This is a genomic window from Pseudomonas syringae (genome assembly GCF_021606685.1).
Lineage (GTDB): Bacteria > Pseudomonadota > Gammaproteobacteria > Pseudomonadales > Pseudomonadaceae > Aquipseudomonas > Aquipseudomonas syringae_R.
Genome location: NZ_WKCB01000043.1, coordinates 12,946 through 39,400, shown reverse-complemented (window position 1 = coordinate 39,400; position 26,455 = coordinate 12,946). Strand labels below are relative to the sequence as shown.

The following is a 26,455-nucleotide window of genomic DNA, read 5'->3' as shown; positions in this document are numbered from 1 at the left end:
TCAATAGCGCCCAAGACCTGCTGCCTGCGGGCATCGTCGTAGGGTTTGCTGATACACAATCCGAATACCCCCCTGTTTAAAATGGATAGTCTGGGCTATGACCGCATCACCCGACTTTGGTGCATTCACACACTATCAGTCCAACTGTAGACGCTCACTGAGACGACATTGCTCAATCGTTAAATATCGTATCAATAAGCCTCTGTCTTCAGTCTCTTCCCGGACGCGTCCGGCGGCAAGGCACTTAGCCATCCTTTGCGCAAATAAAAATGCCGACGACCCACAGCACCGCGCCCACGGGCAACCCTGTTATTATCGCCGGAACACTTTTATGCCTCTTCATTAGCAGATCACGAGCGAATCCATGAGCACCGACAAGACCAACCAGTCCTGGGGCGGCCGCTTCAGTGAACCCGTCGACGCCTTCGTCGCGCGCTTCACCGCCTCCGTCACCTTCGACCAGCGCCTGTACCGCCACGACATCATGGGTTCCATCGCCCACGCGACGATGCTGGCCAAGGTCGGCGTGCTGACCGACGCCGAGCGCGACAGCATCATCGACGGCCTGACCACCATTCGCGGTGAAATCGAAGCCGGCACATTCGACTGGCGCGTCGACCTCGAAGACGTGCACATGAACATCGAGGCCCGCCTCACCGATCGCATCGGTGTGACCGGCAAAAAGCTGCACACCGGCCGCAGCCGTAACGACCAGGTGGCCACCGATATCCGCCTGTGGCTGCGCGATGAAATCGACCTGATCCTGGCCGAAATCACGCGCCTGCAAAAAGGCCTGCTGGAACAGGCCGAGCGTGAATCGGACACCATCATGCCCGGCTTCACCCACCTGCAAACCGCACAGCCGGTGACCTTCGGCCATCACTTGCTGGCCTGGTTCGAAATGCTCAGCCGTGACTACGAGCGTCTGGTGGATTGCCGCAAACGTGCCAACCGCATGCCGTTGGGCAGCGCCGCGCTGGCGGGCACCACCTACCCGATCGACCGCGAATACACCGCGCAGTTGCTGGGCTTTGACGCCGTGGGCGGCAACTCCCTGGACGGCGTGTCGGACCGTGACTTCGCCATCGAATTCTGCGCCGCCGCCAGCATCGCGATGATGCACTTGTCGCGCTTCTCCGAAGAGCTGGTGCTGTGGACCAGCGCGCAATTCCAGTTCATCGACCTGCCGGACCGCTTCTGCACCGGCAGCTCGATCATGCCGCAAAAGAAAAACCCCGACGTGCCTGAGCTGGTGCGTGGCAAGAGCGGTCGCGTATTCGGCGCGCTGATGGGCCTGCTGACCTTGATGAAGGGCCAGCCCCTGGCCTACAACAAGGACAACCAGGAAGACAAGGAACCGCTGTTCGACGCCGCCGACACCCTGCGCGACTCACTGCGTGCGTTTGCCGACATGATCCCGGCGATCAAGCCCAAGCACGCGATCATGCGTGAAGCGGCGCTGCGTGGGTTCTCCACCGCGACTGACCTGGCGGACTACCTGGTGCGCCGTGGCCTGCCGTTCCGTGACTGCCACGAAATCGTCGGCCATGCGGTGAAATACGGCGTGGACACCGGCAAGGACCTGGCAGAGATGAGCCTGGAAGAACTGCGCCAGTTCAGCGACCAGATCGAGCAGGACGTGTTCGCCGTGCTGACCCTGGAAGGCTCGGTGAATGCGCGTAACCACGTCGGCGGTACTGCGCCGGCGCAGGTGAAGGCAGCTGTCGTGCGTGGCCAGGCCTTACTGGCCAGCCGCTAAAAATGTGGGGGGGGGGCTTGCCCCCGATAGCAGAGTGTCAGGCAACACATGTGCTGGCTGGCCCACCGCTATCGGGGGCAAGCCCCCTCCCACATTTGATCACTTTTTGGCTGCGATCATCGCCATGAACGCGGGCATCGCTGCCTCGCGGTCTGCCGCCACTTTCTGAGCGTTGGGCATCCCATGCAGTCGCTCCAGCAACGCTTTGGCCTTTGGCATTTCAGCCAGCAAATCCAGGCCAAACAGCTTCTCGCCCACCCCACAGGCGAGATTCACGCTGTACATGAAATACAGATCCGCAATCGTGAAGCTCTCCCCCGCCACATACGGCGCAAATTTGCCGTGCCGGCCCAGTGACCCGATACCCAGCAGCAACTCGGTCTTGGATTTCTCCTTGATCGCCTCCGGCACCGCCATGCCAAAGAACGCTTCGGCGAAACACGCACGGGCGGGCAATTCGATATACAGCTCGATCTCCCGGCACAGCGCCAGCACTTGCGCACGTTGAAACGGCTCGGCCGGCAGCAGCGCAGGGCCTTCCTGGGTCTGCTCGAGGTATTCGAGGATCACGCTGGTTTCGTTGATAAACCCCTGTTTCACACCGAGCACCGGCACCTTGCCGCGCGGGCTTACGGCCAGCGCTTCAGGGGTTTGTCCGGCATAAAAAGGCACCTCTTCGAAGGGCAGCCCTTTCTCCAGCAACGCCAGCTTGACCATGTTGTAGTAGTTGCTGACTGAAAATCCGTAGAGCTTGAGCATCGCGGTTGCCTCCAGGCCGGGAATGGGGTTGGCTGCAAGCGTTATAGCTCCCGGGACCTGGCCTTGCCAGCAGCATCACCCGCCTGAATGGAGGTAGACTGGCAGCCTTTCCTTGAGGAGCCTGCCATGAGCGAGCCGACCGACATTGACAACGACGAAGAAGAATTCACCGAAAGCACGCTGACCCAGGCCATCGAAAATCAGATCGAGAGCGACAACCCGCCGGCCGCCAAAGCGACTTTCAACAAGCTGACACTGGTGGGCTACGAGCGCGAAGATATCCTCAATCTCATGGCCCACGTGCTGGCGTACGAGATCGACGCGATGCTGGACGAGGACCGCGCTTTCGATACCGAATGGTATGAAACAGCGCTGCGGGCATTGCCTGAACTGCCGCCGGAAAAGGAATAATCCCGGCGCGCAGTAACACGCTGGACAGTTCGGCAAAGTGCGTTCACCTTATGGCCTGCTAGCCTCTAATAAATTTTAGAAAGTCTGGAGTCCTTATGTCGTATACCCCTGAGTTGGTTGCCGAACTGGAAATCCTTGTACTCTTCCCCCTGGACAGCACCAAAGAAGGTCTGAAAGTCCATCAGACTGCCGCTCCCACGGCCATCGCCGCTGCCAAGCGCCTCCATGCCAAAGGGCTTATCGACCAGCCTGACGGAGGCTACCTCACCAGCCTGGGCCGTGACGCCGCAGAACAAGCGCAAACCCTGCTGACCATCTTGACCACTGCCACAACCAAAGAAGCTGCCTGATACCGGATACCGCCCATGGAGTCCGCCCCGCTGCGGATTCCGAGGGCGTTGCTGTGCCAGACACAAAATTCTGACGTCAAAAACCATTTCCCTCTAAACCTCCTACGCTACTGGCTGTAAACTCCGACACGGCCGCCCACGTCGGGCCCTGCGAGCCAACGAGTTCGACATGACCCGCACCCATGAAATCCGCCCCGACCTGGACGAAGGCATCGACCGCAAGGTACTGGCCCAGTTGCGCGCGCGATTCATGGCCCTCAATGAAGGCCGCATGGCCCGGGCCGTCGAGGGGCTGACGCCACGCCAGCACAGTGTGCTGACCCTGTTGCCGCTGTTTTTCCACGTCAACCACCCGTTGCTGCCTGGCTACGTGTCGGGGAGCACCCCGGCGGGCCTGTCGAATTTCGAACCCGATGCCCAGGCGTTGACCGAGGCCCAGCGGCTCACCCGCTCGTTTTCCTACAAGCCTCGCCATGGCAACCCGCCACGGCCGATTCATGGCCTGTTCCTGATGGGCAGCCTCGGCACCCTGGCCCAGGCGGATCAGAGCGACATGGACGTATGGGTCTGCCACGCTCCCGACCTTGGCGACAACGAACTGGCCGAACTGCGCAAAAAATGCCAGTTGCTCGAGGCCTGGGCCCTGAGCATGGGCGCCGAAGCTCACTTCTTCCTGATCGACCCCACACGCTTTGTGCTCGGCGAACGCGACACCCAGCTCAGCTCCGACGACTGCGGCACCACCCAGCATTACCTGCTGCTGGACGAGTTCTACCGCACCGCCATCTGGTTGGCCGGGCGCACGCCGATCTGGTGGCTGGTGCCGGTGTATGAAGAAAGCCGCTATGCCGAATTTACCCACACGCTGATTTCCAAGCGCTTTATCCGCGCCGATGAAACCCTCGACCTTGGCCACTTGGCGCGCATCCCGCCGGGCGAGTTCATTGGCGCCGGGCTGTGGCAGTTGTTCAAGGGCATCGAGTCGCCCTACAAGTCGGTGCTCAAGCTGTTGTTGACCGAGGTCTACGCCAGCGAGCATCCGAACGTGCACTGCCTGAGCCTGCGCTTCAAGCGCGCGGTGTTCGCCAATCAGATGGACCTCGACGAGCTGGACCCCTACATCGTGGTGTACCGGCGCATCGAAGAACACCTCAAGGCGCGCAACGAGCTGGAACGCCTGGAGTTGGTACGGCGCGCGCTGTACCTCAAGGTCAACCGCAAGCTCACCGTCGGCCAGCGCAGCAGCGGCTGGCAGCGGTTGTTGCTGGAACGCCTGGCCCATGAGTGGGGCTGGGACCAACGCCAACTGGCCCTGCTGGACAGCCGCAGCCAATGGAAAGTTCGGCAGGTCGCCTCCGAGCGCCGCGCGCTGGTCAGCGAGCTCAACTACAGCTATCGCTTCCTGACCCAGTTCGCCCGCACCGAGCAGACCGTCAGCCTGATCAACAAGCGCGACCTCAATGTGCTGGGGCGGCGCCTGTATGCAGCCTTTGAGCGCAAGGCCGGCAAGGTCGAGTTCATCAACCCCGGCATCGCCCCCGACCTCGCCGAAGACACCCTGACCCTGGTGCAATCGCCCAATCGCAAGGAGCCCGGCCAGCACCATTGGGGCCTGTACAACGGCAACCTTACGGCGCTGGAATGGGAGCACTTCGCACCGATCAAGCGCAGCCGTGACCTGCTGGAAATGCTCACCTGGTGCCACCGCAACGGCGTGATCGACAGCAGCACTCGCCTGGCGTTGCACCCCGGCACCAGCGACATGACCGAGTTCGAGCTGTTCAACCTGCTGGGCAGCCTGCAACAGACCGTCGCCCTGCCCCTGGCCAGTGTCGATGAAGAGCGCCTGCTGCGCTCGGCGGTGCCTGAGGAGGTGTTGTTGCTGATCAACGTCGGCGTCGACCCGCTCAAGCATCATCGCGACCTGAATATCCTGATGACCACCGAGCGCACCGACTCGCTGAGTTACGCCGGCGTGCGCGACAACCTGGTGCTGACCCTAGACCAGGTCACGCTTAACAGTTGGAACGAGGTGATGGTCAGCCGCTACGACGGCCCCCATGCACTGCTCGACTGCCTGCGCGACTACCTCAACCAACTGCCGGCCGATCACCTGCCGCGACTGCGGGTGCGCTGCTTCTGCCACAACCGTGCGCAATTCATTGCCCAGCGTGTGGAGGAAATCTTCGATACCGCGCAAAACCTGCTGCTGGCTCAAGGCAATCACCGCTATTTGCTGCAGGTGCAGCAGCACTACCACGTGATAGAGCTGGTGCCGGGCCAGGCTACCCACGTTTCCCTGGCGACTCAGGAGGCGCTGGTCGCCTACCTCAGCGAGGAGCTGGCGAGCTACAGCCCGCTGCACCTGGACGCCATGGCCCTGGAGGACCATGACCTGGCGCTGTTGCTGCCGATGGGCCTGGCGGATTGCGTGCAGGTGTTCTACCGGGTCAATGAAGGCTTCGCCGAGCTGTATGTGCTGGATGAGTTCAACGCGCTCTGGCAACAACGCTTGCCGTTCCATGACGAGCAGAGCCTGTTGGCGCCTTTGCAGCGCTTCTTGCAGTCGATCATTTACCGCCGCGATGCACTGTCACCGCTGGACCCGCAACAACCGCTGGGCGAGGTGCAAACCTTGTATTACCAACTGTTGCCATCAGGCGGAAATCGCGCACGTGTTATCGAGCCTCGGCCGGCACCGCAGAACCCGGCCAATAAACCGTTTTATGACGTGCAGGCGATTATCGGCAAGGCCGCACCGGGCCAGGTGGGCATTACCCTGTACTGCAATCAGCGGGAGTTTTCCGAACTGGAGTTTGGCGACCAGCTGTTTGCTGTGGTCGCCCAGGAAATCGTCGGGCAGCGCCGGGAAACCGAACGCTACCGCTGCTACATCACCGACCTGGACCTGTCCGGTCTGCTCGGTGATGTGCAAAGCCCGAGCAATCTGTACCTGCGCTACAAGGCCGAGCTGGAGCTGTCGCTCAACCAGGCGCTGAGCCAGATTTAAAGCGGCGCTTGTTAAAGAGAGAAAGCGCCGCCGTCTTTGGGCTGGCCTTCAACACTCAGCAACTCAAGCTTGAGGGTCTTGCCGCCGGGCGCCGGCCAATCGATGTGCTGGCCAACCTGCAGGCCGAGCAGCGCGCTGCCTACCGGCGCCAGGATCGAGATCTTGCCTTCGTCGGCGTTCGCGTCTTTTGGGTAGACCAGGGTCAGGTGATAGTCCTTGCCACTGCCTTCTTCACGGCAATGCACGCTGGAGTTCATGGTCACGACACCCGCAGGCACTTCATCGTGGCCAACCACGTCTTCGGCGCGGTCGAGTTCGGCTTGAAGCGCTTCGACGCCAGGCGTCTCGTCGCCCAGGCGGTCGATCAGTTGCTCCAGACGCTGCACGTCAAGGCGGGTGAGGATGATGGACGGTGCGGTGGTCATGATTCAGGCAGACTCCTTTTTTCTGCACAAAAAAGCAAAACCCCGCCAGAAAAAGGCGGGGTTCTCACGGGCCTCGATGAGTTGAGGCGTACCCGGACACTACCACAGCGTCACAAATAAACAAGACGACCTCAGGTGTGCGCCCTGCGCTGCTCGGCCTCGGCGCAGATCACCCGGCGCCGCGCGTCGTCGGCAGAGCGCCATTCGCGGATGTCTTCCACGTGGCGGAAGCAGCCGAGGCAGACTTTTTGCGCGTCCAGGCGACACAAACTGATACAAGGTGACGGCACCGCCGGGCTGACATTGCTGAACAGCGGCTTGGGCGGGCGTGCAGATGCAGGTTGGGTCACGGTTAAATCTCGTCGAAGTCCAGCTCGACGCCGGCTTGTTCCTGGACCAGGCGGGCGAGTATCTCACCCAGCAGCTCTTCGCTTTTGTCGCACTGCCACTTGCCACTTTCTTCGTCGTAGTCGAAGTGAATACCACCCGAACGTGCCGCCAGCCACAGCTGACGCAGGGGTTCCTGACGACTGAAGATCAATTGAGTGCCGTTCTCGAACTTGACGGTCAGCACACCGGCCGAGTTTTCCAGGTCCACGTCCAGGCCGCTGTCGTCGAAAATATCTTCCAGCGCCTGCTGGGTCGAATCCACCAGGTCGTGAAAACGGGCTTCGGTCAAACTCATTGTGGCAACCTCAAAAGTGTCTGGTTTTGCTCAAGCGCCGCACGATACGGACGAGCCCCGCTGATTGCAAAGGATACCGATTTCATCACGAATGACGGAATGAATTATCCCCGCACAGCGTAGGACGTTTCCCGACCGTCTCGGCAAACCCCCGCCGGACGGGTATTTCAGCGCATAGGCAAGCTGGCGGGTGGTCGGTATACTCGGGCGCAATTAATGCATATTCAAGGATTTCGCCATGAAGCGCCTGATCTCTTCCCTTGCTGCGCTCGTCGCGGTTGCCTGCCTCGTTAGTGCCTGTGGTCAAAAAGGCCCGCTGTACCTGCCCGATGACAGCAAAGACCCGAATGAACAGGCGCAATCGTCGCAAAAGCCCGCCAAAGCGCATAAGCACGACACCTACTAAGGGAACCCCATGGACGCTTTTAACTACCGGGACGGCGAGCTGTTCGCGGAAGGCGTGGCGTTGTCCGCGATTGCCCAGCGCTTCGGTACCCCGACCTACGTGTACTCCCGGGCGCATATCGAAGCCCAATACCGCAGCTTTGCCGATGCCCTGGAAGGCATCCCGAGCCTGGTGTGCTATGCGGTCAAGGCCAACTCCAACCTGGGCGTCCTGAACGTGCTGGCGCGCCTGGGTGCCGGGTTCGACATCGTGTCCCGTGGTGAGCTGGAACGTGTGCTGGCTGCTGGCGGCAAGGCTGACAAGATCGTGTTTTCCGGCGTCGGCAAGAGCCGCGAAGACATGCGCCGCGCTTTGGAAGTCGGCGTGCATTGCTTCAACGTCGAGTCCACCGATGAGCTGGAGCGCCTGCAGGTTGTGGCCGCCGAGATGGGCGTGCGTGCGCCGATCTCCCTGCGCGTCAACCCGGACGTCGACGCCGGCACCCACCCGTACATTTCAACCGGCCTCAAAGAGAACAAGTTCGGCATCGCCATCGCTGACGCCGAAGACGTGTACATCCGTGCCGCCCAACTGCCGAACCTGGAAGTGCTGGGTGTCGACTGCCATATCGGCTCGCAACTGACCAGCCTGCCGCCGTTCCTGGATGCCCTGGACCGCCTGCTGGCGCTGATCGACCGCCTCGGCGAATGCGGCATCTACCTGCATCACATCGACCTGGGTGGCGGTGTGGGCGTGCGTTATCGCGATGAAGAGCCGCCGCTGGTGGCCGACTACATCAAAGCGGTGCGCGAGCGTATCGAGGGCCGCGACCTGACGCTGATGTTCGAGCCGGGCCGCTATGTCGTCGCCAACGCCGGTGTACTGCTGACCCAGGTCGAGTACCTCAAGCACACCGAGCACAAGGATTTCGCCATCGTCGATGCGGCGATGAACGACCTGATCCGCCCGGCGCTGTACCAGGCCTGGATGAATGTCACCGCCGTGACGCCGCGCGACAGCGAAGCCCGTGCCTACGACATCGTCGGCCCGATCTGCGAAACCGGTGATTTCCTGGCCAAGGATCGTCAGTTGGCCCTGGAAGAAGGCGATCTGCTGGCCGTGCATTCGGCCGGTGCCTACGGGTTTGTCATGAGTTCCAACTACAACACCCGCGGCCGCGCCGCCGAGGTTCTGGTGGACGGTGATCAAGCGTTTGAAGTGCGTCGCCGCGAGACGGTAGCCGAGTTGTATGCTGGCGAAAGCCTGCTGCCGGAGTAAGCCATGCTGCTGCGTTTTACCAAGATGCACGGGCTGGGCAATGATTTCATGGTCCTCGACCTGGTCAGCCAGCACGCGCATATCCTGCCCAAACACGCCAAACAGTGGGGCGACCGGCATACCGGCATTGGTTTCGACCAATTGCTGCTCGTCGAGGCGCCCAGCAACCCGGAGGTGGATTTCCGTTATCGGATCTTCAACTCCGACGGCTCCGAAGTGGAACAGTGCGGCAACGGCGCGCGCTGCTTCGCACGCTTTGTGCTGGACAAACGCCTGACCGCCAAGCGCCAGATCCGCGTCGAAACCAAGAGCGGCGTGATCGAGCTGGATATTCGCAGCGACGGCCAGATCAGCGTCAACATGGGCGCCCCCCGCCTGGTGCCGGCGGATATTCCGTTCCAGGCCACCGAGCAAGCTGCGAGCTATGCGCTGGACGTCGACGGCAAAAACGTCGACATCGCCGCCGTGTCCATGGGCAACCCCCATGCGGTACTGCGGGTCAACGACATCAACAACGCGCCCGTGCATGAATTGGGGCCCAAGATCGAACACCACCCGCGCTTTCCGGCACGGGTCAACGTGGGCTTCCTGCAGGTGATCGACCGTTCCCGCGCGCAATTGCGCGTGTGGGAGCGCGGCGCCGGCGAAACCCAGGCCTGCGGCACCGGTGCTTGCGCCGCTGCCGTGGCCGCGATCAGCCAGGGGTGGATGGATTCGCCCCTATTGATCGACCTGCCCGGTGGACGCCTGTCCATCGAATGGGCAGGCCCTGGCCACCCGGTACTGATGACCGGGCCGGCCTCGCGTGTATACGAAGGACAGGTCCGTCTATGAGTGAGCCAAGCTAATGACCGATAAGCCTCAAGTACCCGCCCAAGCAACCCCAAGCGAAAGTCTGGAGGCCGCTGCTGTCGCGGCGTACCTTGAGGCTAATCCGGACTTCTTCGTCGAGCACGAAGAACTGCTGCCGGCCCTGCGCATCCCCCACCAGCGCGGCGACACCGTGTCGCTGGTGGAGCGGCAGATGAAGATCCTGCGCGAGCGCAACATCGAAATGCGCCACCGGCTCTCGCAGCTGATGGATGTCGCCCGTGACAACGACCGCCTGTTCGACAAGACCCGCCGCCTGATCCTTACCCTGATGGACGCCACCAGCCTGGAAGAAACGGTGATCGCTGTGGAAGACAGCCTGCGCCAGGACTTCCAGGTGCCCTTTGTCAGCCTGATCCTGTTCAGCGACAACCCGATGCCGGTGGGCCGCTGGGTCAGCGGCAGCGACGCACAGACCGCCATCGGCGGCTTGTTGTCCGAAGGCAAGACCATCAGCGGCACCTTGCGCGAGCATGAACTGGACTTCCTGTTCGGTGCCGAACAGCGCAAGCAGATCGGCTCGACCGCCGTGGTCGCCCTCAGCCATCAAGGCCTGCACGGCGTACTGGCAATCGCCAGCCGGGATCCTGCGCACTACAAAAGCTCGGTGGGCACCTTGTTCCTGACCTACATCGCCGAAGTGCTGGGCCGCGTACTGCCACGCTTCACCACCGCCCTGCGCGCGGTACGCTAGCCATGGAACGGCAACTGGACGCTTACTGCGCTCACCTGCGCAATGAGCGCCAGGTGTCGCCCCATACTTTGGAAGCCTATCGACGGGACTTGAACAAGGTGCTGGCGTACTGCGAAAAACAGCAGATCACCAGCTGGAAGGCCCTGGATATCCAGAGCCTGCGCAGCCTGGTCGCGCGCCTGCACCAGGCGGGCCAATCCTCGCGCAGCCTGTCGCGCCTGCTGTCGGCGGTACGCGGCCTCTACCACTACCTGAACCGTGAAGGCCTGTGCGACCACGACCCGGCCAACGGTCTGTCGCCGCCCAAAGGCGAGCGGCGCCTGCCCAAGACCCTGGACACCGACCGCGCCCTGCAACTGCTGGACGGTGCGGTGGAGGACGACTTCCTCGCCCACCGCGATCAGGCGATCCTCGAACTGTTCTATTCATCGGGCCTGCGCCTGTCGGAGCTTACCGGCCTGAACCTGGACCAGTTGGACCTGGCGGACGGCCTGGTGCAAGTGCTCGGCAAGGGCAGCAAGACCCGCGTGCTGCCGGTGGGCAGGAAGGCGCGTGAGGCCTTGCAACTGTGGCTGCCACTGCGCCTTCTGACCAACCCGGCAGACGATGCGGTGTTTGTCAGCCAGCAAGGCCGACGGCTTGGGCCACGGGCCATTCAGGTGCGGGTCAAGGCTGCCGGCGAACGCGAACTGGGGCAGAACCTGCACCCGCATATGCTGCGGCACTCCTTTGCCAGCCATATGCTCGAATCGTCCCAGGACCTGCGCGCCGTGCAGGAACTGCTCGGCCACTCCGACATCAAGACCACGCAGATCTATACCCATCTGGACTTCCAACACCTGGCAACGGTGTACGACAGCGCCCATCCACGGGCCAAACGCATCAAGGGCGGCGACTCATGAGTATCAAGCTGATCACCTTCGACCTGGACGACACACTCTGGGACAACGTACCCGTCATCATCAGCGCCGAAGCGTCGATGCGTGAATGGCTGGCCACCCATGCGTCCAAGGTCGGCGACCTGCCGCTTGAGCATTTCGCCAGCCTGCGCCAGCAAGTGTTGCAGCGTCATCCGGAACTCAAGCACCGTATCAGCGTGTTGCGCCACCGCGTGCTGATGCACGCCTTTGAAGAGGCCGGTTACCCACAGCCCCAGGCCACGGAAATGGCCGATGTGTGCTTTGAAGCGTTCATTCACGCGCGGCATCAGATCAGCGTGTTCCCCGAGGCCGAGCCGATGCTGAAAGCGCTGCGCCAGCACTTTCTGCTGGGGGTTATCACCAATGGCAATGCCGATGTGCAGCGGGTGGGCCTGGCGGACTACTTCCACTTTGCCCTGCGCGCTGAAGATATCGGCATTGCCAAGCCGGATGCGCGCCTGTTTCAAGAAGCGTTGCAGCGCGGCGGCGTGGACGCCGATGCGGCGGTACATATCGGCGACCACCCGGGCGATGACATTGCCGGCGCACAAGCGGCGGGGCTGCGGGCGGTGTGGTTCAACCCGACGGGTAAGGTGTGGGAAGGAGACAAACATCCAGATGCACAGATCCGCACCCTGAAGGAGTTGCCGCCGCTGCTGCGTAGTTGGCAGTAACGCTATTGCAGCAACACTGAAGATCAAAATGTGGGAGGGGGCTTGCCCCCGATAGCGGTGTATCAGTCACCTGATGTACTGGCTGACCCACTGCCATCGGGGGCAAGCCCCCTCCCACATTTGATCCGCAGTAGCTTGGAGGAATTTATTCCAGGCATGAAAAAGCCCGCAGCGACGGCGGGCTTTTCCTACAAGCGGGTGACTGACCTCAGATAGGTCGGCTGCCGTACTTGTTGTCTGGCTTCTTAGGTGGGTCTGCCACCACATTGGCCTCGACTTCCTGCACTTTGCCGCCTTTGGCGAGGAATTCTTCCATCGCACGGGCCAGCGCATCGCGCTCTTTGTTCTTGGCCTCAACACTCGGCAGTTCGTCTACCGACACGGCAGCCTTGGCCTTGCCCTTGGCAGCAGGAGCAGGCGCATCATCGCCACCGTCGTCGTCAGCAACGTCTTCCGCCGCCGCTTCAAGACCTTCTTCGGTGTCGTCTTCGTCACCTACTTCGAGTTCGTCGTTTTCCAGATCATCGTCGCTCATGTTCTACCTCATGACTTGCGAAAAGCAGATTAGTTATAGCCCAGCTTCGCCCTCTGTCGAGGTTGCCGGAAAAAATCAACGTCCACTGGTTAACCAGTGGCTTATGCCCCATCACCGTGCAGAGTGGCGAGGACTTTACGAGCACCGCCATGATCACGGTGCTCGCCCAGATAAACACCTTGCCAGGTCCCCATCGCCAAGCGGCCGGCCTTCACCGGCAAACTCAGCTGGCAGCCCAGGAGGCTGGCCTTGAAGTGCGCCGGCAGATCATCCGGGCCTTCGTCGTTGTGCTCCAGTCCTGCCTGGCCTTGCGGCACCAGTGAATTGAAGAAACGCTCGAAGTCACGGCGAACCGCCGGGTCGGCATTCTCGTTGACCGTCAACGAGGCCGAGGTGTGCTGCAGCCACAAATGCAACAGGCCTACGCGACAAGCCTTCAACTCAGGCAAGCCGGCCAGTAACTCGTCTGTCACCAGGTGAAAGCCCCGGGGCTTGGCCCGCAGGGTAATCAGGGTCTGTTGCCACATACAGTTCTCCGCCCATCGGCGCGCATTCTAGCGCGCTCTGGGAAAAAACAAAGTGCCGAATACGCCCACGTGCCTGTAAGACATTCGCATGCCTGAAAGTACCGCGTGCGCCCGCTCACAAACTGGGTACAAAAACCGTTACCGCGTCTTACCACTGACAAACGCCAGGCAAAAAAATGCCCGGCAAGCCGGGCATCTTTTTTTCGCATACTTACAAGTTGTAGCCGCGTTCGTTGTGTTGTGCCAGGTCGAGGCCGACCGCCTCTTCTTCCTCGGTAACCCGCAGGCCCATGACCATGTCCAGCACCTTGAGGATGATGAAGGTCACGATAGCCGTGTAGATCACGGTGAAGCCGACGCCTTTGCACTGGATCCAGACTTGGGCCGCAATGTCGGTCACAGTGCCGAAGCCGCCCAGAGCAGGGGCTGCGAACACACCGGTAAGGATCGCACCAACGATGCCGCCGATACCGTGCACGCCGAACGCGTCCAGGGAGTCGTCGTAGCCCAGCTTGCGCTTGAGGCTGGTGGCGCAGAAGAAGCAGACCACACCGGCCACCAGGCCGATCACCAAGGCGCCCATCGGGCCTACGGTGCCAGCGGCCGGGGTAACGGCAACCAGGCCGGCAACCACACCCGAGGCGATGCCCAGTGCGCTTGGCTTACCGTGGGTGATCCACTCGGCGAACATCCAGCCCAGTGCCGCAGCGGCGGTGGCGATCTGAGTCACCAGCATCGCCATGCCGGCGGTGCCGTTGGCGGCAGCCGCAGAACCTGCGTTGAAGCCGAACCAGCCGATCCACAGCATGGCCGCGCCCACCAGGGTGTAACCCAGGTTATGAGGTGCCATCGGGGTAGTCGGGAAGCCTTTGCGCTTGCCGAGCACGATGCACGCCACCAGGCCAGCCACACCGGCGTTGATGTGCACCACGGTGCCGCCAGCGAAGTCCAGCACGCCCCAGTCCCACATCAGGCCGCCGTTGCCGCTCCAGACCATGTGCGCGATCGGTGCATAGACCAGGGTGAACCAGATGCCCATGAAAATCAGCATCGCGGAGAACTTCATACGCTCAGCGAACGCACCGACGATCAGCGCCGGGGTGATGATAGCGAAGGTCATCTGGAAGGTGATGAACACAGCTTCCGGGAACAGCGCCGCAGGCCCAGTGATGCTGGCCGGGGTGACACCTGCCAGGAACGCCTTGCCCATGCCGCCGAAGAAGGAGTTGAAGTTGACCACACCCTGTTCCATACCGGTGGTATCGAACGCGATGCTGTAACCGTAGACGACCCAGAGAATGCTGATCAGGCCAGTGATGGCGAAGCACTGCATCATCACCGACAGAATATTTTTGGAGCGGACCATGCCGCCGTAGAACAGCGCCAGGCCAGGGATGGTCATGAACAGCACCAGTGCGGTGGCCGTCAGCATCCATGCGGTGTCGCCGGAATTGAGGACTGGAGCAGCCACTTCGTCTGCCGCCATGGCCAGGCTTGGCATTACGATGGACAACAGGGCTCCGAGCCCTGCGAATTTACGCAGAGTCATATTGTTTTCTCCTGGGGCGTTGGGGTTTGGCGGCTTAGATTGCGTCGGTATCGGTTTCGCCGGTACGGATGCGAATAGCCTGTTCCAGATTGACCACGAAGATCTTGCCGTCACCGATCTTGCCGGTGTTGGCGGCCTTGGTTATCGCCTCGATAACCCGATCAAGATCCTTGTCGTCAATGGCGACATCAATCTTCACCTTAGGCAGGAAGTCGACCACGTATTCCGCGCCGCGATACAGCTCGGTGTGACCCTTCTGCCGACCGAAGCCTTTGACCTCAGTAACGGTAATGCCCTGCACGCCGATCTCGGACAACGACTCGCGTACATCGTCCAACTTGAACGGCTTGATGATGGCAGTGACTAGCTTCATGAAAACTCTCTCCCGAATTGGTGGACTTGCCCCAGGAAAACAAACCCGTCTCAAGTCTAAGCGCAGTGCCTGGCTTTGTAACGCGTCGTCGCAGGCAGTTGCCTTGGCGACGCCCGCGAACCACTGGTGACGAAACCTGTACCCCTGATCCGTCGGCGCACTGCATTCGTCACAGCGACTGCATCAGTGCATGGGTCATGATCGTCTAAGCAGAAACCTTGCCAGCTCCGTAAAAATCACTGAAATCAGTCCTTTGCCCACTTATGCCCACCGGTGGGGCGGGTTGGCAGCGCCAATGCGCACGAAAACAGTGCGCCACTGCCCGGCTCAATGCGCGAAAAGCGTGCGCACCGGGTCGTGAAAAAGACTATAGACGCTGCGTGATACACTGCCCGCCAACAGTTTTTCCGGAATGTTTCCCATGCTCGCGCCCAAAGACCTCCTCGATGCCCTCAGCGGCCACGCCTCTCGCCTGTTCAGCGGCGACACCCCGCTGCCCCGCAACGAAATCGAAAGCCAGTTCAAGGCGCTGCTGCAGAGTGGCTTCAGCAAACTCGATCTGGTGAGCCGCGAGGAGTTCGATAGCCAGATGGTCGTGCTGGCCCGCACCCGTGCGCGCCTGGAGAGCCTGGAGGCCAAGGTCGCTGAGCTGGAAGCACGGTTGACGCCTACGGCTGAATAAACGCGGTCAATGTGGGAGGGGGCTTGCCCCCGATGAGGGAGTGTCAGTCACAGAAAATATTGACTGACACACCGCCATCGGGAGCAAGCCCCCTCCCACATATGATTTGCATTGCCACACGGATACGTTCTGTAAAACCTCCCCCGCGTCGCTCTTCCCCACCTCGTCTACCCTTGAAAAACCGCAGGAAGCGGCCCTCCCCCTCAAGGAACGAGCATGTCCCTCGCCATCGTCCACAGCCGCGCCCAAATTGGCGTCGAAGCCCCTGCCGTCACCGTTGAAGTGCATATGGCCAATGGTCTGCCGTCCCTCACGCTGGTGGGCCTGCCCGAAACCGCGGTCAAGGAAAGCAAGGACCGCGTGCGCAGCGCCATTCTCAACTCGGCCCTGCAATACCCCTCACGGCGCATCACCCTCAACCTCGCGCCCGCCGACCTGCCCAAGGACGGCGGGCGTTTTGACCTGGCGATTGCCCTGGGCATTCTGGCGGCGAGCGTGCAGGTGCCGGCGCTGATGCTCGACGACGTGGAGTGCCTGGGCGAGCTGGCGCTGTCCGGCGCAGTGCGGGCGGTGAAAGGCGTGTTGCCGGCCGCGCTGGCGGCGCGCAAGGCCGGGCGCACGGTGATAGTGCCCAGGGCCAATGCCGAGGAAGCGTGCCTGGCGTCGGGATTGAAGGTGATCGCGGTGGATCACTTGCTGCAAGTGGTGGCGCACCTGAACGGGCTAGTGCCGATTGAGCCTTACAAGTCCGACGGTTTGCTGTACTTGAACAAGCCGTACCCGGACCTGAGTGAAGTGCAGGGGCAATCAGGCGCCAAGCGCGCGTTGCTGATTGCCGCCGCCGGAGCGCATAACCTGCTGTTCAGCGGCCCACCGGGCACCGGCAAGACCTTGCTCGCCAGCCGCCTGCCGGGGTTGTTGCCGCCACTGAGCGAGCAGGAAGCGCTTGAAGTCGCGGCGATTCAGTCCGTGGTCAGCCTGGCGCCGTTAAGCCATTGGCCGCACCGCCCGTTTCGCCAGCCGCACCATTCCGCATCAGGCCCGGCGCTGGTGGGCGGCGGGTCGAAACCGCAGCCGGGGGAAATCACCCTCGCCCATCATGGGGTGTTGTTTCTGGATGAGTTGCCGGAATTTGATCGCAAGGTCCTCGAAGTGCTGCGTGAGCCACTGGAGTCAGGGCATATCGTGATTGCCCGGGCGCGCGACCGTGTGAGTTTCCCCGCGCGCTTTCAGTTGGTCGCGGCAATGAACCCCTGCCCGTGCGGTTACCTGGGCGAACCCAGCGGGCGTTGTCGTTGTACGCCGGAGCAGATCCAGCGCTATCGCAACAAGCTATCCGGGCCGTTGCTGGACCGCATTGACCTGCACCTGACCGTAGCCCGCGAAACCACTGCGTTGAACCCGACCCAAGCGGCTGGGGATAACACTGCCAAAGCCTCGGCAGAGGTCGCCCAAGCCAGGGAGCGCCAGCTACGACGTCAGGGTTGTGCGAATGCTTTTCTGGACCTGCCGGGGCTACGCCAGCACTGCAAACTGACGAAAGTCGATGAAGGCTGGCTGGAGACTGCCTGCGAAAGGCTGACGCTGTCGCTGCGCGCGGCCCACCGGCTGCTCAAGGTGGCACGCACCCTGGCGGACCTGGATCAGGTGGACAACATCACACGCAACCACCTGAAGGAGGCCTTGCAATACCGCCCAGCGGCAATAACTTGAACCTAAAGCAGGTCCAAATGTGGGAGGGCCGGTGCGACGATTCGACTTGCCCTCGATGGCGGAGGCTCAGTCACCCATCAATTGACTGATATACCGCTATCGGGGGCAACCTCCCTCCCACATTGACTCAGCTATGCCTGGAAGACCGGTTTTCAGCGGAAGCGATCCACCTCATGGCGCAAGCCTGCCGCCAGCGTTTCCAGTTCCTTGGCCGTGATCGCCAGGTTGGACACCACTTCGCGCTGCTCACTGTTGGCCAGCGCGATGCTTTGCAGGTTGCTGCTGAGCAAGGTGGCGGTGCTGCTCTGCTCCTGGGTCGCGGTGGTGATCGCCGCGAATTGCTGACCGGCCGAGCGGCTTTGCTCGTCGATACGCGCCAGGGCCGACGCCACATCGGCGTTGCGCGACAGGCCTTCCTGCATCAGCACATTGCCGTGCTCCATGGTGCTGATCGCGTTGCCGGTTTCCTTCTGGATGCTCTGGATCATCCCGGAAATTTCATCGGTCGCCTCGCGGGTACGCGACGCCAGGTTACGCACCTCGTCGGCCACCACGGCAAAACCACGGCCCTGCTCACCGGCGCGGGCGGCTTCGATGGCGGCGTTGAGCGCCAGCAGGTTGGTCTGTTCGGCAATCGACGTAATCACGCCGACGATGCCGCCGATTTCCTGGGAGCGCTGGCCGAGGGTGTTGATCACCGTGGCGGTGCTGTTCAGCGCTGCCGCAATATGCTCCAGCGACGACGACGCTTCTTGCATCGAGTTGCGGCCGATGCGGGTTTGCTGGGCGTTTTCCTGGGCCAGGCGCTCGGTGCTGCCCATGTTATCGGCGATGTTCAACGAGGTGGCGCTGAACTCTTCCACCGCGCCGGCCATGCTGGTGATCTCGCCGGACTGCTGCTCCATGCCTTCATAGGCGCCACCCGACAAACCGGACAGCGCCTGGGCACGACTGTTGACCTCTCCGGCGGCCTTGCGGATGTGCGAAACCATGGTCGACAGCGCTTCCCCCATCTGGTTGAAGCTGCGGGCCAGTTGGCCGATCTCGTCATGGCTGGACACATTCAGACGTGCGCTCAAGTCACCCGCACCCAGGGCTTCGGCCTGGCGCACCAAGTCACTCAGCGGCTGCAATTTGCTGCGCAGCAGCCAGACTGTGGCACCGACTGCCAGCAACATCGCCAGCACGCTGCCGATCACCAGGCGAATACCGACCGACCAGGTAACCGCGCGGATCTCGGCTTTCGGCATGCTCGCGACCACCGCCCACGGGCCACCGTCGAACGGCACCGAAACGCTGTAGAAGTCTTCGTTCTTGTCGCTCCAGAAGTGGCCTTTGCCCGGGGTCTTGGCCAGATCCAGCATCACTGGAACCGACTGATCCAACGCCTGCACACCGGCCGGCGCCACCAGCCAGCGTTTCTGCTCGTCGAGCAACGCCAGGGAGCCGGTCTGGCCGATGCGGAAGCGCTTGAGGTTTTCAAACTGAGCGGCCTGCGCGTCGGTGTAGTCAAAACCGATGAACAGCACGGCAATCACTTTGCCGCTGCTGTCCCGAACGGGGCTGTACTGGGTCATGTAGGAGCGATCGAACAAAACGGCGCGCCCGATATACGCCTGGCCACCGAGCACACGCTGGTAGGCCGGGCCCTGGCGGTCAAGCACAGTGCCAATGGCACGGCTGCCGTCCTGCTTGGTCAGGGACGTACTGACGCGAATGAAGTCCTCACCGCTGCGCACAAACACGGTGGCCACGCCGCCGGACATCTGCTTGAACTCGTCAACTTCGGTGAAGTTGTTGTTGAGCACTTCGCTGCCCAGCAGCAGGCTCGGCGTCTGCACCCCGGCCACGGTGACCAGTTGATCGGCCTGCACACTCAAACCGGCGCTGAAGCGCTTTTCAAACAATCCAGTCAGGCGCTGCGTACTCTCGCGCAACGTGCTGTGGAACGTATTGAGTTGGTCGGCGAGCAAACGTGCTTCGCTGGCCAGGTGCTCCTCGCGGGTGTCGAGGTTGGCGGAGTCGAGGGAACGCAAGGCGAAAACGGTACTGCCGCCGATGGCGACAGCCAGAATCACGGCTAATGCGAGGCCTAACTGGGAGGCAATCCGGGCGCGAGGTTGAGACATGAGGGCTCCTGGCCGAGGCCAGGATCATCCTGATCTCATAGCGCTGCTCGGCAAATTATCTGGTGGGTAGCGTTGGTGCACGATGGTTCCAACACACCTACTTCGGCGGCGCGAGGCAATACTTGAGCGGCTTACAGGGGTATCACGCAAACGATTGCATTGCGGGCCTGGGTTCTTTCAATCCAGGTGCTCTACCGCGGGCAAAACCATGGCCTTCACTTCGCTCTGAAGAAAGTCCGCCAGGCGGCGCAGGCGCTCACCGCCGGGGCGGGTCTTGGGCCACACCAGGTAATAACTTTCCCCGCTGGCGACAGCGGTAGGCCACGGCAGGCTAAGCCGCCCCTGCGCCACGTCTTCGGCCACCATCAGCAGGTCGCCCATGGACACACCGTAGCCGCGCGCGGCGGCGATCATGCCCAGTTCGAGGGTGTCGAACACCTGCCCGCCCTTGAGCGACACCTGGGAGGACAACCCCATGCGCTCCAGCCAGTTGCGCCAGTCCCTGCGGTCAGGCGTGGGGTGCAACAACTCGGCGCTGGCCAGACGGTTCACGTCCCAGGGGCCGTCGCTCAACAGGTTCGGCGCGCCGACCGGTATCAACAGCTCGGGGAACAGGTAGCTGGCCTCCCAATCCGCCGGAAAGTGCCCGTAGCTCAACAGCACTGCACAGTCGAACGGCTCCTGGTTGAAGTCCACTTCGTCCACGCTCATCCAGGCACTGGTCAGTTGCACCTCATTGCCCGGCTGCAAATGCCGGAAGCGGCTGAGCCGCGCCAACAACCAGCGCATGGTCAACGTGGACGGCGCTTTCATGCGCAAGATGTCGTCTTCGGCGTTCAGGGTATGGCAGGCGCGCTCCAGCGCGGCGAACCCTTCGCGCACGCCGGGTAACAGCAGCCGTGCGGCTTCGGTGAGCTGCAAGTTGCGCCCGCTGCGCTGAAACAGGCGGCAGGCGAAATGCTCTTCGAGTGTGCGGATATGTCGGCTCACCGCACTTTGGGTGATCGACAGTTCTTCGGCCGCGCGGGTAAACGAGTTATGCCGGGAGGCGGCTTCAAAGGCACGCAGGGCATAAAGCGGTGGAAGACGGCGGGACATTGGGAAAGCTCCGACAGCGCAATTTTGAAACCCTACCAGAATCGCAATCGCATGAGTTTTAATCATGCAAGCAATCGCTTTTATCCCTTTGTGCATTCAGCGCAGAGCGCCGAGAATCAACCCTCCCCCAACCCTCAGACATTTCGAGAGTGATGATCATGCAGCATCCGGCGCGTACCGAACTCTGGGCCATTCTGCGGCTGTCAGGGCCGCTGATTGCCTCGCAGTTGGCGCACATGCTGATGGTGCTGACCGACACTCTCATGATGGCCCGCCTGAGCCCCCAGGCCCTGGCCGGCGGCGGGCTGGGCGCGGCGAGCTATTCGTTTGTGTCGATCTTCTGCATCGGTGTGATCGCCGCCGTGGGCACCCTGGTTGCGATTCGTCAGGGCGCAGGCGATATCAAAGGTGCCACGCGCCTGACGCAAGCCGGGCTGTGGCTGGCATGGTTGATGGCCCTGGCGGCGGCGCTGCTGTTGTGGAACCTCAAGCCGGTGTTGCTGATGTTCGGCCAGACCCCAGCCAACGTGCACTCGGCAGGGCAATTTCTGACGATGCTGCCCTTCGCGTTGCCGGGCTTCCTGAGCTTCATGGCGTTGCGCGGCTTCACCAGCGCGATTGGCAAGGCCAAGCCAGTGATGGTGATCAGCCTCGGCGGCGCGGTGGCTAACTACCTGCTCAACCATGCGCTGATCGAAGGCATGTTCGGCCTGCCGAAACTCGGCCTGATGGGCATAGGCCTGGTCACGGCGATAGTGGCCAATGGCATGGCGCTGGCGTTGATGGGGTACATCCACCTCAACCGCGCCTACGCCGCCTACCCGCTGAGTACCGGCCTGCTGCGTCTCGACACCCGGTACTTGCGCGAATTATGGCGCCTGGGCCTGCCGATTGGCGGCACTTATGCGGTCGAAGTCGGCTTGTTTGCCTTCGCGGCGCTGTGCATGGGCACGCTGGGCAGTACGCAATTGGCGGCGCATCAGATCGCGCTGCAGATCGTGTCAGTGGCGTTTATGGTGCCGGCGGGAATGTCCTACGCGGTGACCATGCGCATCGGCCAGCATTACGGCGCCGGGCACCTGTTGCAGGCGCGCCTGGCCGGGCGCGTGGGGATTGGATTTGGTGCAACGGTGATGTTGGGGTTTGCCGTCATCCTGTGGCTGTTTTCCGACCCGTTGATCGGATTGTTCCTCGACCATAACGACCCGGCATTCCACGACGTGATCGTCCTGGCCGTGAGCCTGTTGGCCGTGGCGGCCTGGTTCGAGCTGTTCGACGGCGTGCAGACTATCGCCATGGGCTGTATCCGTGGGCTCAAGGACGCCAAGACCACGTTTCTGGTGGGGCTCGGTTGTTATTGGCTGATTGGTGCGCCGTCCGCGTGGTTGATGGCGTTTACCCTGGGCTGGGGGCCGACCGGTGTGTGGTGGGGGCTGGCGCTGGGCCTGGCCTGTGCGGCGGTGAGCCTGACCTGGGCGTTTGAGGCGAAGATGAAGCGCATGATTCGGCAAGAGCCTGACATTCAAGCTGCGTTTCAGGCTGCCCAAACAGAGTAGGTGCTCTGCTCGGTCAAACAATGTGGGAGGGGGCTTGCTCTCGATAGCTGAGTGTCAGTCACTGCATCTGGTGACTGACCCACTGCCATCGGGAGCAAGCCCCCTCCCACATTTGATTGGGTTTGCAGATCAGCCCAGCAGCGCCTGCTGGCTTTTGCCGAGTGTCAGGTATTGAACCAACTCCGGCAGCGGCAATGGCTTGCTGATCAGATATCCCTGGGCCTGGTCGCAGCCAAACAGTCTCAGCAAGGCAAGCTGCTCAGAGGTTTCCACACCTTCGGCCACTACCTCCAGGTTGAGGTTATGGGCCAGGTTGATCATCGCGTGCACCAGCTTGCGGTTCTCTTCGCGCTCTTCCATGCCGCCGACAAAGCTCTTGTCGATCTTGAGCAACGCAATCGGCAGGCTATTAAGGTGCACGAACGAGGAGAAACCGGTGCCGAAGTCATCCAGGGAAAACCGCACGCCCAAGCGACCGAGGGCGTCCATGGTCTGCTTGACCAGGTCGCTGCGGCGCATCACGGCGGTTTCGGTGAGTTCGAACTCCAGCCATTGCGCTTCCACGCCCCGCTCGGCAATCAGCCGGCTCAGGGTGGACAGCAACTGGCTGTCCTGGAACTGACGGAACGACAGGTTGACCGCCATGTGCAACGGCGGCAGGCCGCGCTCGCGCAGGTCTTGCATGTCGCGCAGGGCTCGGGAGATCACCCAGTAACCCAACGGCACAATCAAGCCGCTTTGCTCGGCCAGGGGCACGAACTCGCTGGGCGGCAACAGCCCACGCTCGCCGTGGCGCCAGCGCACCAACGCTTCCAGGCCGACGATATGACCGTCATTGAGGTCCAGGCGCGGCTGGTAATGCAGCTCCATTTCGTCACGGCGCAGGGCGCGGCGCAGCTCGGTTTCCAGGTCGGCCAGGCTGCGTGCGTTGCGGTTGATGCGTTCGTTGAAGATATGAAAGGTGCAGCCCTGGGTGCTCTTGGCTTGCTGCATGGCGATATGGGCGTGCCACATCAGCGGGTCGGCGCCGGCACGAGCACGGGCATGCGCGACCCCCAGGCTGCAGCCGATCAGCAGGCTTTCGCCGTCCACCCAGTAGGGTTCGGCCATTACTTCGGTGATGCGCTCGGCCATCCATTCGGCGCGCTGAGGCGCGCGGCGGGTGTCGATCAGCAGGGCAAATTCGTCGCTGCCCAGGCGCGCCAATTGGTCCCCGGCCTCAAGCTGGTTCTTGAGCCGCGAGACCACTTGCAGGATCAACCGATCACCGGCCTGGTGACCGAGGGCATCGTTGGCATGGCGAAAGTTATCGAGGTCCAGATGGCCGAGGGCCAGGCCGCGGCCTTCGTTGTCGGCCAGCCGCGCGGCCAGCAGGGTCTGGAAGCCCTGGCGGTTGGCGATACCGGTGAGCGGGTCTTGCTCGGCCAGGCGTTGCAGGGTGTTTTCCAGCAGGCCCCGCTCGCGCACATGGCGCAGGCAGCGGCGCAGGGTATGGGTGTCCAATCCGTCACGGACCAGCCAATCGCTGACGCCCAGCGGCGAAACCAGCGGCTCCTGCTCCAACAGCAACACACACGGCAGGCTGCAACGGCCGGGGCCGGGTTGCAGGCTGGGGGTGGTCAACAGCACGGCGCTGTGGTCGTCATCGAACAGACGACTCACCGAGTCCCAGTTGGGTGCACTGATCAGCACAGCCCCATCGCCCATCGGCGCCAGGCACTCGCGCAACAACGCTGCCCACTCAGGCATATCGGCCAGTAGCAGCAAACGCAAGGGTTCGACAGGCGTAGACAAGCTAGCTCCCTAGACTCTGCAAGATTTCGTTGGCGGCGGGCATTATGACGTGCGGCCTGATAATCACCAATGATAGGGGTTATCAAATACGCAAAGTGTAAACATTAGTCTCAAACAACCCCGACATCCTGCGGCAAACTATCAAAAGCGGCAAATTTAGATCGAGTGGTACGTCACACTGTCGTTCTGAGGAAGCAGAATCCTGCCAGCCTGTTAAAATGCCCGCCCTTTTGAATAACGACTCCCTGAATTCCGTATGTCCCGACTCAATCCCCGGCAGCAAGAAGCCGTGAACTACGTCGGCGGCCCTCTATTGGTGCTCGCCGGTGCCGGCTCCGGCAAGACCAGCGTGATCACCCGCAAGATCGCGCACTTGATCCAGAGCTGCGGCATCCGCGCTCAGTACATCGTCGCCATGACCTTTACCAACAAGGCCGCGCGAGAAATGAAAGAGCGTGTCGGCACCCTGCTCAAGGGTGGCGAAGGCCGTGGCCTCACCGTGTGCACCTTCCACAACCTGGGGCTGAACATCATCCGCAAGGAGCATGTGCGGCTGGGCTACAAGCCGGGCTTCTCGATCTTCGACGAGACCGACGTCAAAGCCCTGATGACCGACATCATGCAAAAGGAGTACGCCGGCGACGACGGCGTGGACGAGATCAAGAACATGATCGGCTCGTGGAAAAACGACCTGATCCTGCCCGCCGAAGCCCTGGAAGCCGCGCGCAACCCCAAGGAGCAGACCGCCGCCATCGTCTACACCCATTACCAGCGCACGCTCAAGGCGTTCAACGCGGTGGACTTCGACGACCTGATCCTGCTGCCGGTCAAGCTGTTCCAAGAGCACAAAGACATCCTCGAGAAGTGGCAGAACAAGGTCCGCTACCTGCTCGTGGATGAGTACCAGGACACCAACGCCAGCCAATACTTGCTGGTGAAGCTGCTGATCGGCACGCGCAACCAGTTCACCGTGGTGGGCGACGACGACCAGTCGATCTACGCCTGGCGCGGCGCCCGCCCGGAAAACCTGATGCTGCTCAAGGACGACTACCCGTCCTTGAAAGTGGTGATGCTGGAGCAAAACTACCGCTCCACCAGCCGCATCCTGCGTTGCGCCAACGTGCTGATCTCGAACAACCCCCACGAGTTTGAAAAACAACTGTGGAGCGAAATGGGCCACGGCGATGAGATCCGCGTGATCCGCTGCCGCAACGAAGATGCCGAAGCCGAGCGCGTGGCGGTCGAATTGCTGACGCTGCACCTGCGCACCGACCGGCCCTACAGCGACTTTGCGATCCTGTATCGCGGCAACTATCAGGCAAAGCTGATCGAGCTCAAGTTGCAGCACCATCAGATCCCCTATCGCCTGTCGGGCGGCAACAGCTTTTTCGGACGCCAGGAAGTAAAAGACCTGATGGCCTACTTCCGGCTGATCGTGAACCCGGACGACGACAACGCCTTCCTGCGGGTGATCAACGTCCCACGCCGGGAAATCGGTTCGACTACCCTGGAAAAGCTTGGCAACTACGCCACCGAACGCAAAATCTCGATGTACGCCGCCACCGATGAAATCGGCCTGGGCGAACACCTCGATACGCGCTTCACCGATCGCCTGTCGCGCTTCAAGCGCTTCATGGACAAGGTGCGCGAGCAGTGCGCCGGCGAAGACCCGATCAGCGCCCTGCGCAGCATGGTCATGGACATCGACTATGAAAACTGGCTGCGCACCAACAGCTCCAGCGACAAGGCTGCGGATTACCGCATGGGCAACGTCTGGTTCCTGATCGAAGCGCTGAAGAACACCCTGGAAAAAGACGAAGACGGCGAAATGACCGTCGAAGACGCTATCGGCAAGCTGGTGCTGCGCGACATGCTCGAGCGCCAGCAGGAAGAGGAAGACGGCGCCGAAGGGGTGCAAATGATGACCTTGCATGCGTCCAAGGGCCTGGAATTCCCCTACGTGTTCATCATGGGCATGGAAGAGGAAATCCTCCCGCACCGCTCCAGTATCGAAGCCGACACCATCGAGGAAGAACGCCGCCTGGCCTACGTGGGCATTACCCGCGCGCGTCAGACCCTGGCCTTCACCTTCGCCGCCAAGCGCAAGCAATACGGCGAAATCATCGATTGTGCCCCCAGCCGGTTCCTGGACGAGCTACCGCCGGACGATCTGGCCTGGGAAGGCAATGACGACACCCCCACCGAGGTGAAAGCAGTTCGCGGCAACACCGCCCTGGCGGATATACGCGCGATGTTAAAGCGCTAGAATCGACTACTTT

At 61.8% G+C, this 26,455-nt stretch carries 25 protein-coding genes; 14 read left to right on the top strand and 11 right to left on the bottom strand.

What is annotated here, in order from left to right; translation table 11 throughout:
* Positions 1–364 precede the first annotated feature (364 nt).
* Positions 365–1,759: an argininosuccinate lyase gene (gene argH / locus GIW02_RS17020; protein WP_024078056.1), complete on the top strand. Its 1,395-nt coding sequence runs from the start codon at positions 365–367 to the stop codon at positions 1,757–1,759.
* A 99-nt stretch (positions 1,760–1,858) separates the two neighbouring features.
* On the opposite strand, the gene GIW02_RS17015 is transcribed toward argH, so the two are convergent.
* A complete protein-coding gene (locus GIW02_RS17015) occupies positions 1,859–2,518 on the bottom strand; it encodes a glutathione S-transferase family protein (protein WP_236411475.1) in 660 nt (219 codons plus the stop codon).
* Between the two features lie 126 nt (positions 2,519–2,644).
* On the opposite strand from GIW02_RS17015, the gene GIW02_RS17010 reads away from it, so the two are divergent.
* From GIW02_RS17010 to GIW02_RS17000, 3 genes are all read left to right on the top strand, one after another.
* Complete coding sequence (locus GIW02_RS17010) at positions 2,645–2,929, top strand: hypothetical protein (RefSeq protein ID WP_122675340.1); 285 nt, start codon at positions 2,645–2,647, stop codon at positions 2,927–2,929.
* A gap of 95 nt (positions 2,930–3,024) precedes the next feature.
* Entirely contained in the window at positions 3,025–3,279 is a 255-nt protein-coding gene (locus GIW02_RS17005; protein WP_010207442.1) for a TIGR02647 family protein, read from the top strand.
* 169 nt (positions 3,280–3,448) lie between these two features.
* The gene (locus tag GIW02_RS17000) at positions 3,449–6,289 is read left to right on the top strand and encodes a class I adenylate cyclase (protein WP_236411473.1); all 2,841 of its coding nucleotides are present in this window, start codon (positions 3,449–3,451) and stop codon (positions 6,287–6,289) included.
* An 11-nt stretch (positions 6,290–6,300) separates the two neighbouring features.
* On the opposite strand, the gene rnk is transcribed toward GIW02_RS17000, so the two are convergent.
* The 3 genes from rnk to cyaY form a co-directional block, all read right to left on the bottom strand.
* Complete coding sequence (gene rnk, locus GIW02_RS16995) at positions 6,301–6,714, bottom strand: nucleoside diphosphate kinase regulator (RefSeq protein WP_236411472.1); 414 nt, start codon at positions 6,712–6,714, stop codon at positions 6,301–6,303.
* 131 nt (positions 6,715–6,845) lie between these two features.
* On the bottom strand, positions 6,846–7,064 hold the full coding sequence (locus tag GIW02_RS16990; RefSeq protein WP_236411470.1) for a DUF1289 domain-containing protein: 219 nt from the start codon (positions 7,062–7,064) through the stop codon (positions 6,846–6,848).
* Between the two features lie 2 nt (positions 7,065–7,066).
* Positions 7,067–7,399, bottom strand: a complete 333-nt coding sequence (gene cyaY, locus GIW02_RS16985) for an iron donor protein CyaY (RefSeq protein ID WP_236411469.1) — start codon at positions 7,397–7,399, stop codon at positions 7,067–7,069.
* Positions 7,400–7,637: 238 nt separating this feature from the next.
* Here cyaY and lptM point away from each other — a divergent pair, with 238 nt between their 5' ends.
* Genes lptM through GIW02_RS16955 form a run of 6 tightly spaced genes read left to right on the top strand, consistent with a single transcriptional unit; the run spans position 7,638 to position 12,220 of the window.
* Positions 7,638–7,805 carry an LPS translocon maturation chaperone LptM gene (gene lptM, locus GIW02_RS16980; RefSeq protein ID WP_017845169.1) on the top strand — a complete coding sequence of 56 codons (168 nt, stop codon included), beginning with the start codon at positions 7,638–7,640 and terminating at the stop codon, positions 7,803–7,805.
* Positions 7,806–7,814: 9 nt separating this feature from the next.
* Positions 7,815–9,062, top strand: a complete 1,248-nt coding sequence (gene lysA / locus GIW02_RS16975) for a diaminopimelate decarboxylase (protein WP_236411467.1) — start codon at positions 7,815–7,817, stop codon at positions 9,060–9,062.
* A 3-nt stretch (positions 9,063–9,065) separates the two neighbouring features.
* Positions 9,066–9,896, top strand: coding sequence for a diaminopimelate epimerase (gene dapF, locus GIW02_RS16970; protein ID WP_236411466.1), 831 nt, complete (start codon positions 9,066–9,068; stop codon positions 9,894–9,896).
* A gap of 13 nt (positions 9,897–9,909) precedes the next feature.
* Positions 9,910–10,626 carry a DUF484 family protein gene (locus GIW02_RS16965; protein ID WP_236411465.1) on the top strand — a complete coding sequence of 239 codons (717 nt, stop codon included), beginning with the start codon at positions 9,910–9,912 and terminating at the stop codon, positions 10,624–10,626.
* A 2-nt stretch (positions 10,627–10,628) separates the two neighbouring features.
* Entirely contained in the window at positions 10,629–11,528 is a 900-nt protein-coding gene (gene xerC / locus GIW02_RS16960; RefSeq protein ID WP_236411464.1) for a tyrosine recombinase XerC, read from the top strand.
* Complete coding sequence (locus GIW02_RS16955; RefSeq protein WP_236411463.1) at positions 11,525–12,220, top strand: HAD-IA family hydrolase; 696 nt, start codon at positions 11,525–11,527, stop codon at positions 12,218–12,220. The genes xerC and GIW02_RS16955 overlap by 4 nt, the downstream gene beginning before the upstream one ends.
* 208 nt (positions 12,221–12,428) lie before the next feature.
* Here GIW02_RS16955 and sutA read toward each other — a convergent pair whose 3' ends face one another.
* From sutA to glnK, 4 genes are all read right to left on the bottom strand, one after another.
* Positions 12,429–12,755, bottom strand: coding sequence for a transcriptional regulator SutA (gene sutA, locus GIW02_RS16950; protein ID WP_016975879.1), 327 nt, complete (start codon positions 12,753–12,755; stop codon positions 12,429–12,431).
* Positions 12,756–12,856: 101 nt separating this feature from the next.
* Positions 12,857–13,282, bottom strand: coding sequence for a secondary thiamine-phosphate synthase enzyme YjbQ (locus GIW02_RS16945; protein ID WP_236411462.1), 426 nt, complete (start codon positions 13,280–13,282; stop codon positions 12,857–12,859).
* Between the two features lie 211 nt (positions 13,283–13,493).
* Complete coding sequence (locus GIW02_RS16940) at positions 13,494–14,831, bottom strand: ammonium transporter (RefSeq protein WP_116626970.1); 1,338 nt, start codon at positions 14,829–14,831, stop codon at positions 13,494–13,496.
* Positions 14,832–14,865: 34 nt separating this feature from the next.
* Positions 14,866–15,204, bottom strand: coding sequence for a P-II family nitrogen regulator (gene glnK / locus GIW02_RS16935; protein ID WP_002555808.1), 339 nt, complete (start codon positions 15,202–15,204; stop codon positions 14,866–14,868).
* Positions 15,205–15,625: 421 nt separating this feature from the next.
* Between glnK and GIW02_RS16930 the strand changes: the two genes are divergently transcribed.
* Complete coding sequence (locus GIW02_RS16930; RefSeq protein ID WP_155582475.1) at positions 15,626–15,886, top strand: accessory factor UbiK family protein; 261 nt, start codon at positions 15,626–15,628, stop codon at positions 15,884–15,886.
* Positions 15,887–16,102: 216 nt separating this feature from the next.
* The gene (locus GIW02_RS16925; protein WP_236411456.1) at positions 16,103–17,599 is read left to right on the top strand and encodes a YifB family Mg chelatase-like AAA ATPase; all 1,497 of its coding nucleotides are present in this window, start codon (positions 16,103–16,105) and stop codon (positions 17,597–17,599) included.
* Positions 17,600–17,751: 152 nt separating this feature from the next.
* On the opposite strand, the gene GIW02_RS16920 is transcribed toward GIW02_RS16925, so the two are convergent.
* Both GIW02_RS16920 and GIW02_RS16915 read right to left on the bottom strand, forming a co-directional pair.
* Positions 17,752–19,728, bottom strand: coding sequence for a methyl-accepting chemotaxis protein (locus tag GIW02_RS16920; protein ID WP_236411454.1), 1,977 nt, complete (start codon positions 19,726–19,728; stop codon positions 17,752–17,754).
* A gap of 177 nt (positions 19,729–19,905) precedes the next feature.
* Entirely contained in the window at positions 19,906–20,826 is a 921-nt protein-coding gene (locus GIW02_RS16915; RefSeq protein WP_236411452.1) for a LysR substrate-binding domain-containing protein, read from the bottom strand.
* Positions 20,827–20,978: 152 nt separating this feature from the next.
* Here GIW02_RS16915 and GIW02_RS16910 point away from each other — a divergent pair, with 152 nt between their 5' ends.
* The gene (locus tag GIW02_RS16910; RefSeq protein ID WP_236411447.1) at positions 20,979–22,382 is read left to right on the top strand and encodes a NorM family multidrug efflux MATE transporter; all 1,404 of its coding nucleotides are present in this window, start codon (positions 20,979–20,981) and stop codon (positions 22,380–22,382) included.
* Between the two features lie 129 nt (positions 22,383–22,511).
* Here GIW02_RS16910 and GIW02_RS16905 read toward each other — a convergent pair whose 3' ends face one another.
* Positions 22,512–24,176, bottom strand: a complete 1,665-nt coding sequence (locus tag GIW02_RS16905; protein WP_236411445.1) for a bifunctional diguanylate cyclase/phosphodiesterase — start codon at positions 24,174–24,176, stop codon at positions 22,512–22,514.
* Positions 24,177–24,432: 256 nt separating this feature from the next.
* Between GIW02_RS16905 and rep the strand changes: the two genes are divergently transcribed.
* Positions 24,433–26,442 carry a DNA helicase Rep gene (rep, locus tag GIW02_RS16900; protein WP_236411443.1) on the top strand — a complete coding sequence of 670 codons (2,010 nt, stop codon included), beginning with the start codon at positions 24,433–24,435 and terminating at the stop codon, positions 26,440–26,442.
* Positions 26,443–26,455 lie beyond the last annotated feature (13 nt).

Excerpts from the sequence above, each read along its gene's own strand:
- GIW02_RS16945 (WP_236411462.1), bottom strand. The coding sequence starts at position 13,282 with ATGTGGCAACAGACCCTGATTACCCTGCGGGCCAAGCCCCGGGGCTTT.
- GIW02_RS16925 (WP_236411456.1), top strand. The coding sequence starts at position 16,103 with ATGTCCCTCGCCATCGTCCACAGCCGCGCCCAAATTGGCGTCGAAGCC.
- rep (WP_236411443.1), top strand. The coding sequence starts at position 24,433 with ATGTCCCGACTCAATCCCCGGCAGCAAGAAGCCGTGAACTACGTCGGC.
- GIW02_RS17015 (WP_236411475.1), bottom strand. The coding sequence starts at position 2,518 with ATGCTCAAGCTCTACGGATTTTCAGTCAGCAACTACTACAACATGGTC.
- GIW02_RS16940 (WP_116626970.1), bottom strand. The coding sequence starts at position 14,831 with ATGACTCTGCGTAAATTCGCAGGGCTCGGAGCCCTGTTGTCCATCGTA.
- GIW02_RS16920 (WP_236411454.1), bottom strand. The coding sequence starts at position 19,728 with ATGTCTCAACCTCGCGCCCGGATTGCCTCCCAGTTAGGCCTCGCATTA.
- glnK (WP_002555808.1), bottom strand. The coding sequence starts at position 15,204 with ATGAAGCTAGTCACTGCCATCATCAAGCCGTTCAAGTTGGACGATGTA.
- GIW02_RS16915 (WP_236411452.1), bottom strand. The coding sequence starts at position 20,826 with ATGTCCCGCCGTCTTCCACCGCTTTATGCCCTGCGTGCCTTTGAAGCC.
- xerC (WP_236411464.1), top strand. The coding sequence starts at position 10,629 with ATGGAACGGCAACTGGACGCTTACTGCGCTCACCTGCGCAATGAGCGC.
- GIW02_RS16955 (WP_236411463.1), top strand. The coding sequence starts at position 11,525 with ATGAGTATCAAGCTGATCACCTTCGACCTGGACGACACACTCTGGGAC.
- GIW02_RS16930 (WP_155582475.1), top strand. The coding sequence starts at position 15,626 with ATGCTCGCGCCCAAAGACCTCCTCGATGCCCTCAGCGGCCACGCCTCT.
- lptM (WP_017845169.1), top strand. The coding sequence starts at position 7,638 with ATGAAGCGCCTGATCTCTTCCCTTGCTGCGCTCGTCGCGGTTGCCTGC.
- GIW02_RS16910 (WP_236411447.1), top strand. The coding sequence starts at position 20,979 with ATGATCATGCAGCATCCGGCGCGTACCGAACTCTGGGCCATTCTGCGG.
- dapF (WP_236411466.1), top strand. The coding sequence starts at position 9,066 with ATGCTGCTGCGTTTTACCAAGATGCACGGGCTGGGCAATGATTTCATG.
- GIW02_RS16965 (WP_236411465.1), top strand. The coding sequence starts at position 9,910 with ATGACCGATAAGCCTCAAGTACCCGCCCAAGCAACCCCAAGCGAAAGT.
- argH (WP_024078056.1), top strand. The coding sequence starts at position 365 with ATGAGCACCGACAAGACCAACCAGTCCTGGGGCGGCCGCTTCAGTGAA.
- cyaY (WP_236411469.1), bottom strand. The coding sequence starts at position 7,399 with ATGAGTTTGACCGAAGCCCGTTTTCACGACCTGGTGGATTCGACCCAG.
- GIW02_RS17005 (WP_010207442.1), top strand. The coding sequence starts at position 3,025 with ATGTCGTATACCCCTGAGTTGGTTGCCGAACTGGAAATCCTTGTACTC.
- GIW02_RS17010 (WP_122675340.1), top strand. The coding sequence starts at position 2,645 with ATGAGCGAGCCGACCGACATTGACAACGACGAAGAAGAATTCACCGAA.
- rnk (WP_236411472.1), bottom strand. The coding sequence starts at position 6,714 with ATGACCACCGCACCGTCCATCATCCTCACCCGCCTTGACGTGCAGCGT.
- lysA (WP_236411467.1), top strand. The coding sequence starts at position 7,815 with ATGGACGCTTTTAACTACCGGGACGGCGAGCTGTTCGCGGAAGGCGTG.
- sutA (WP_016975879.1), bottom strand. The coding sequence starts at position 12,755 with ATGAGCGACGATGATCTGGAAAACGACGAACTCGAAGTAGGTGACGAA.
- GIW02_RS17000 (WP_236411473.1), top strand. The coding sequence starts at position 3,449 with ATGACCCGCACCCATGAAATCCGCCCCGACCTGGACGAAGGCATCGAC.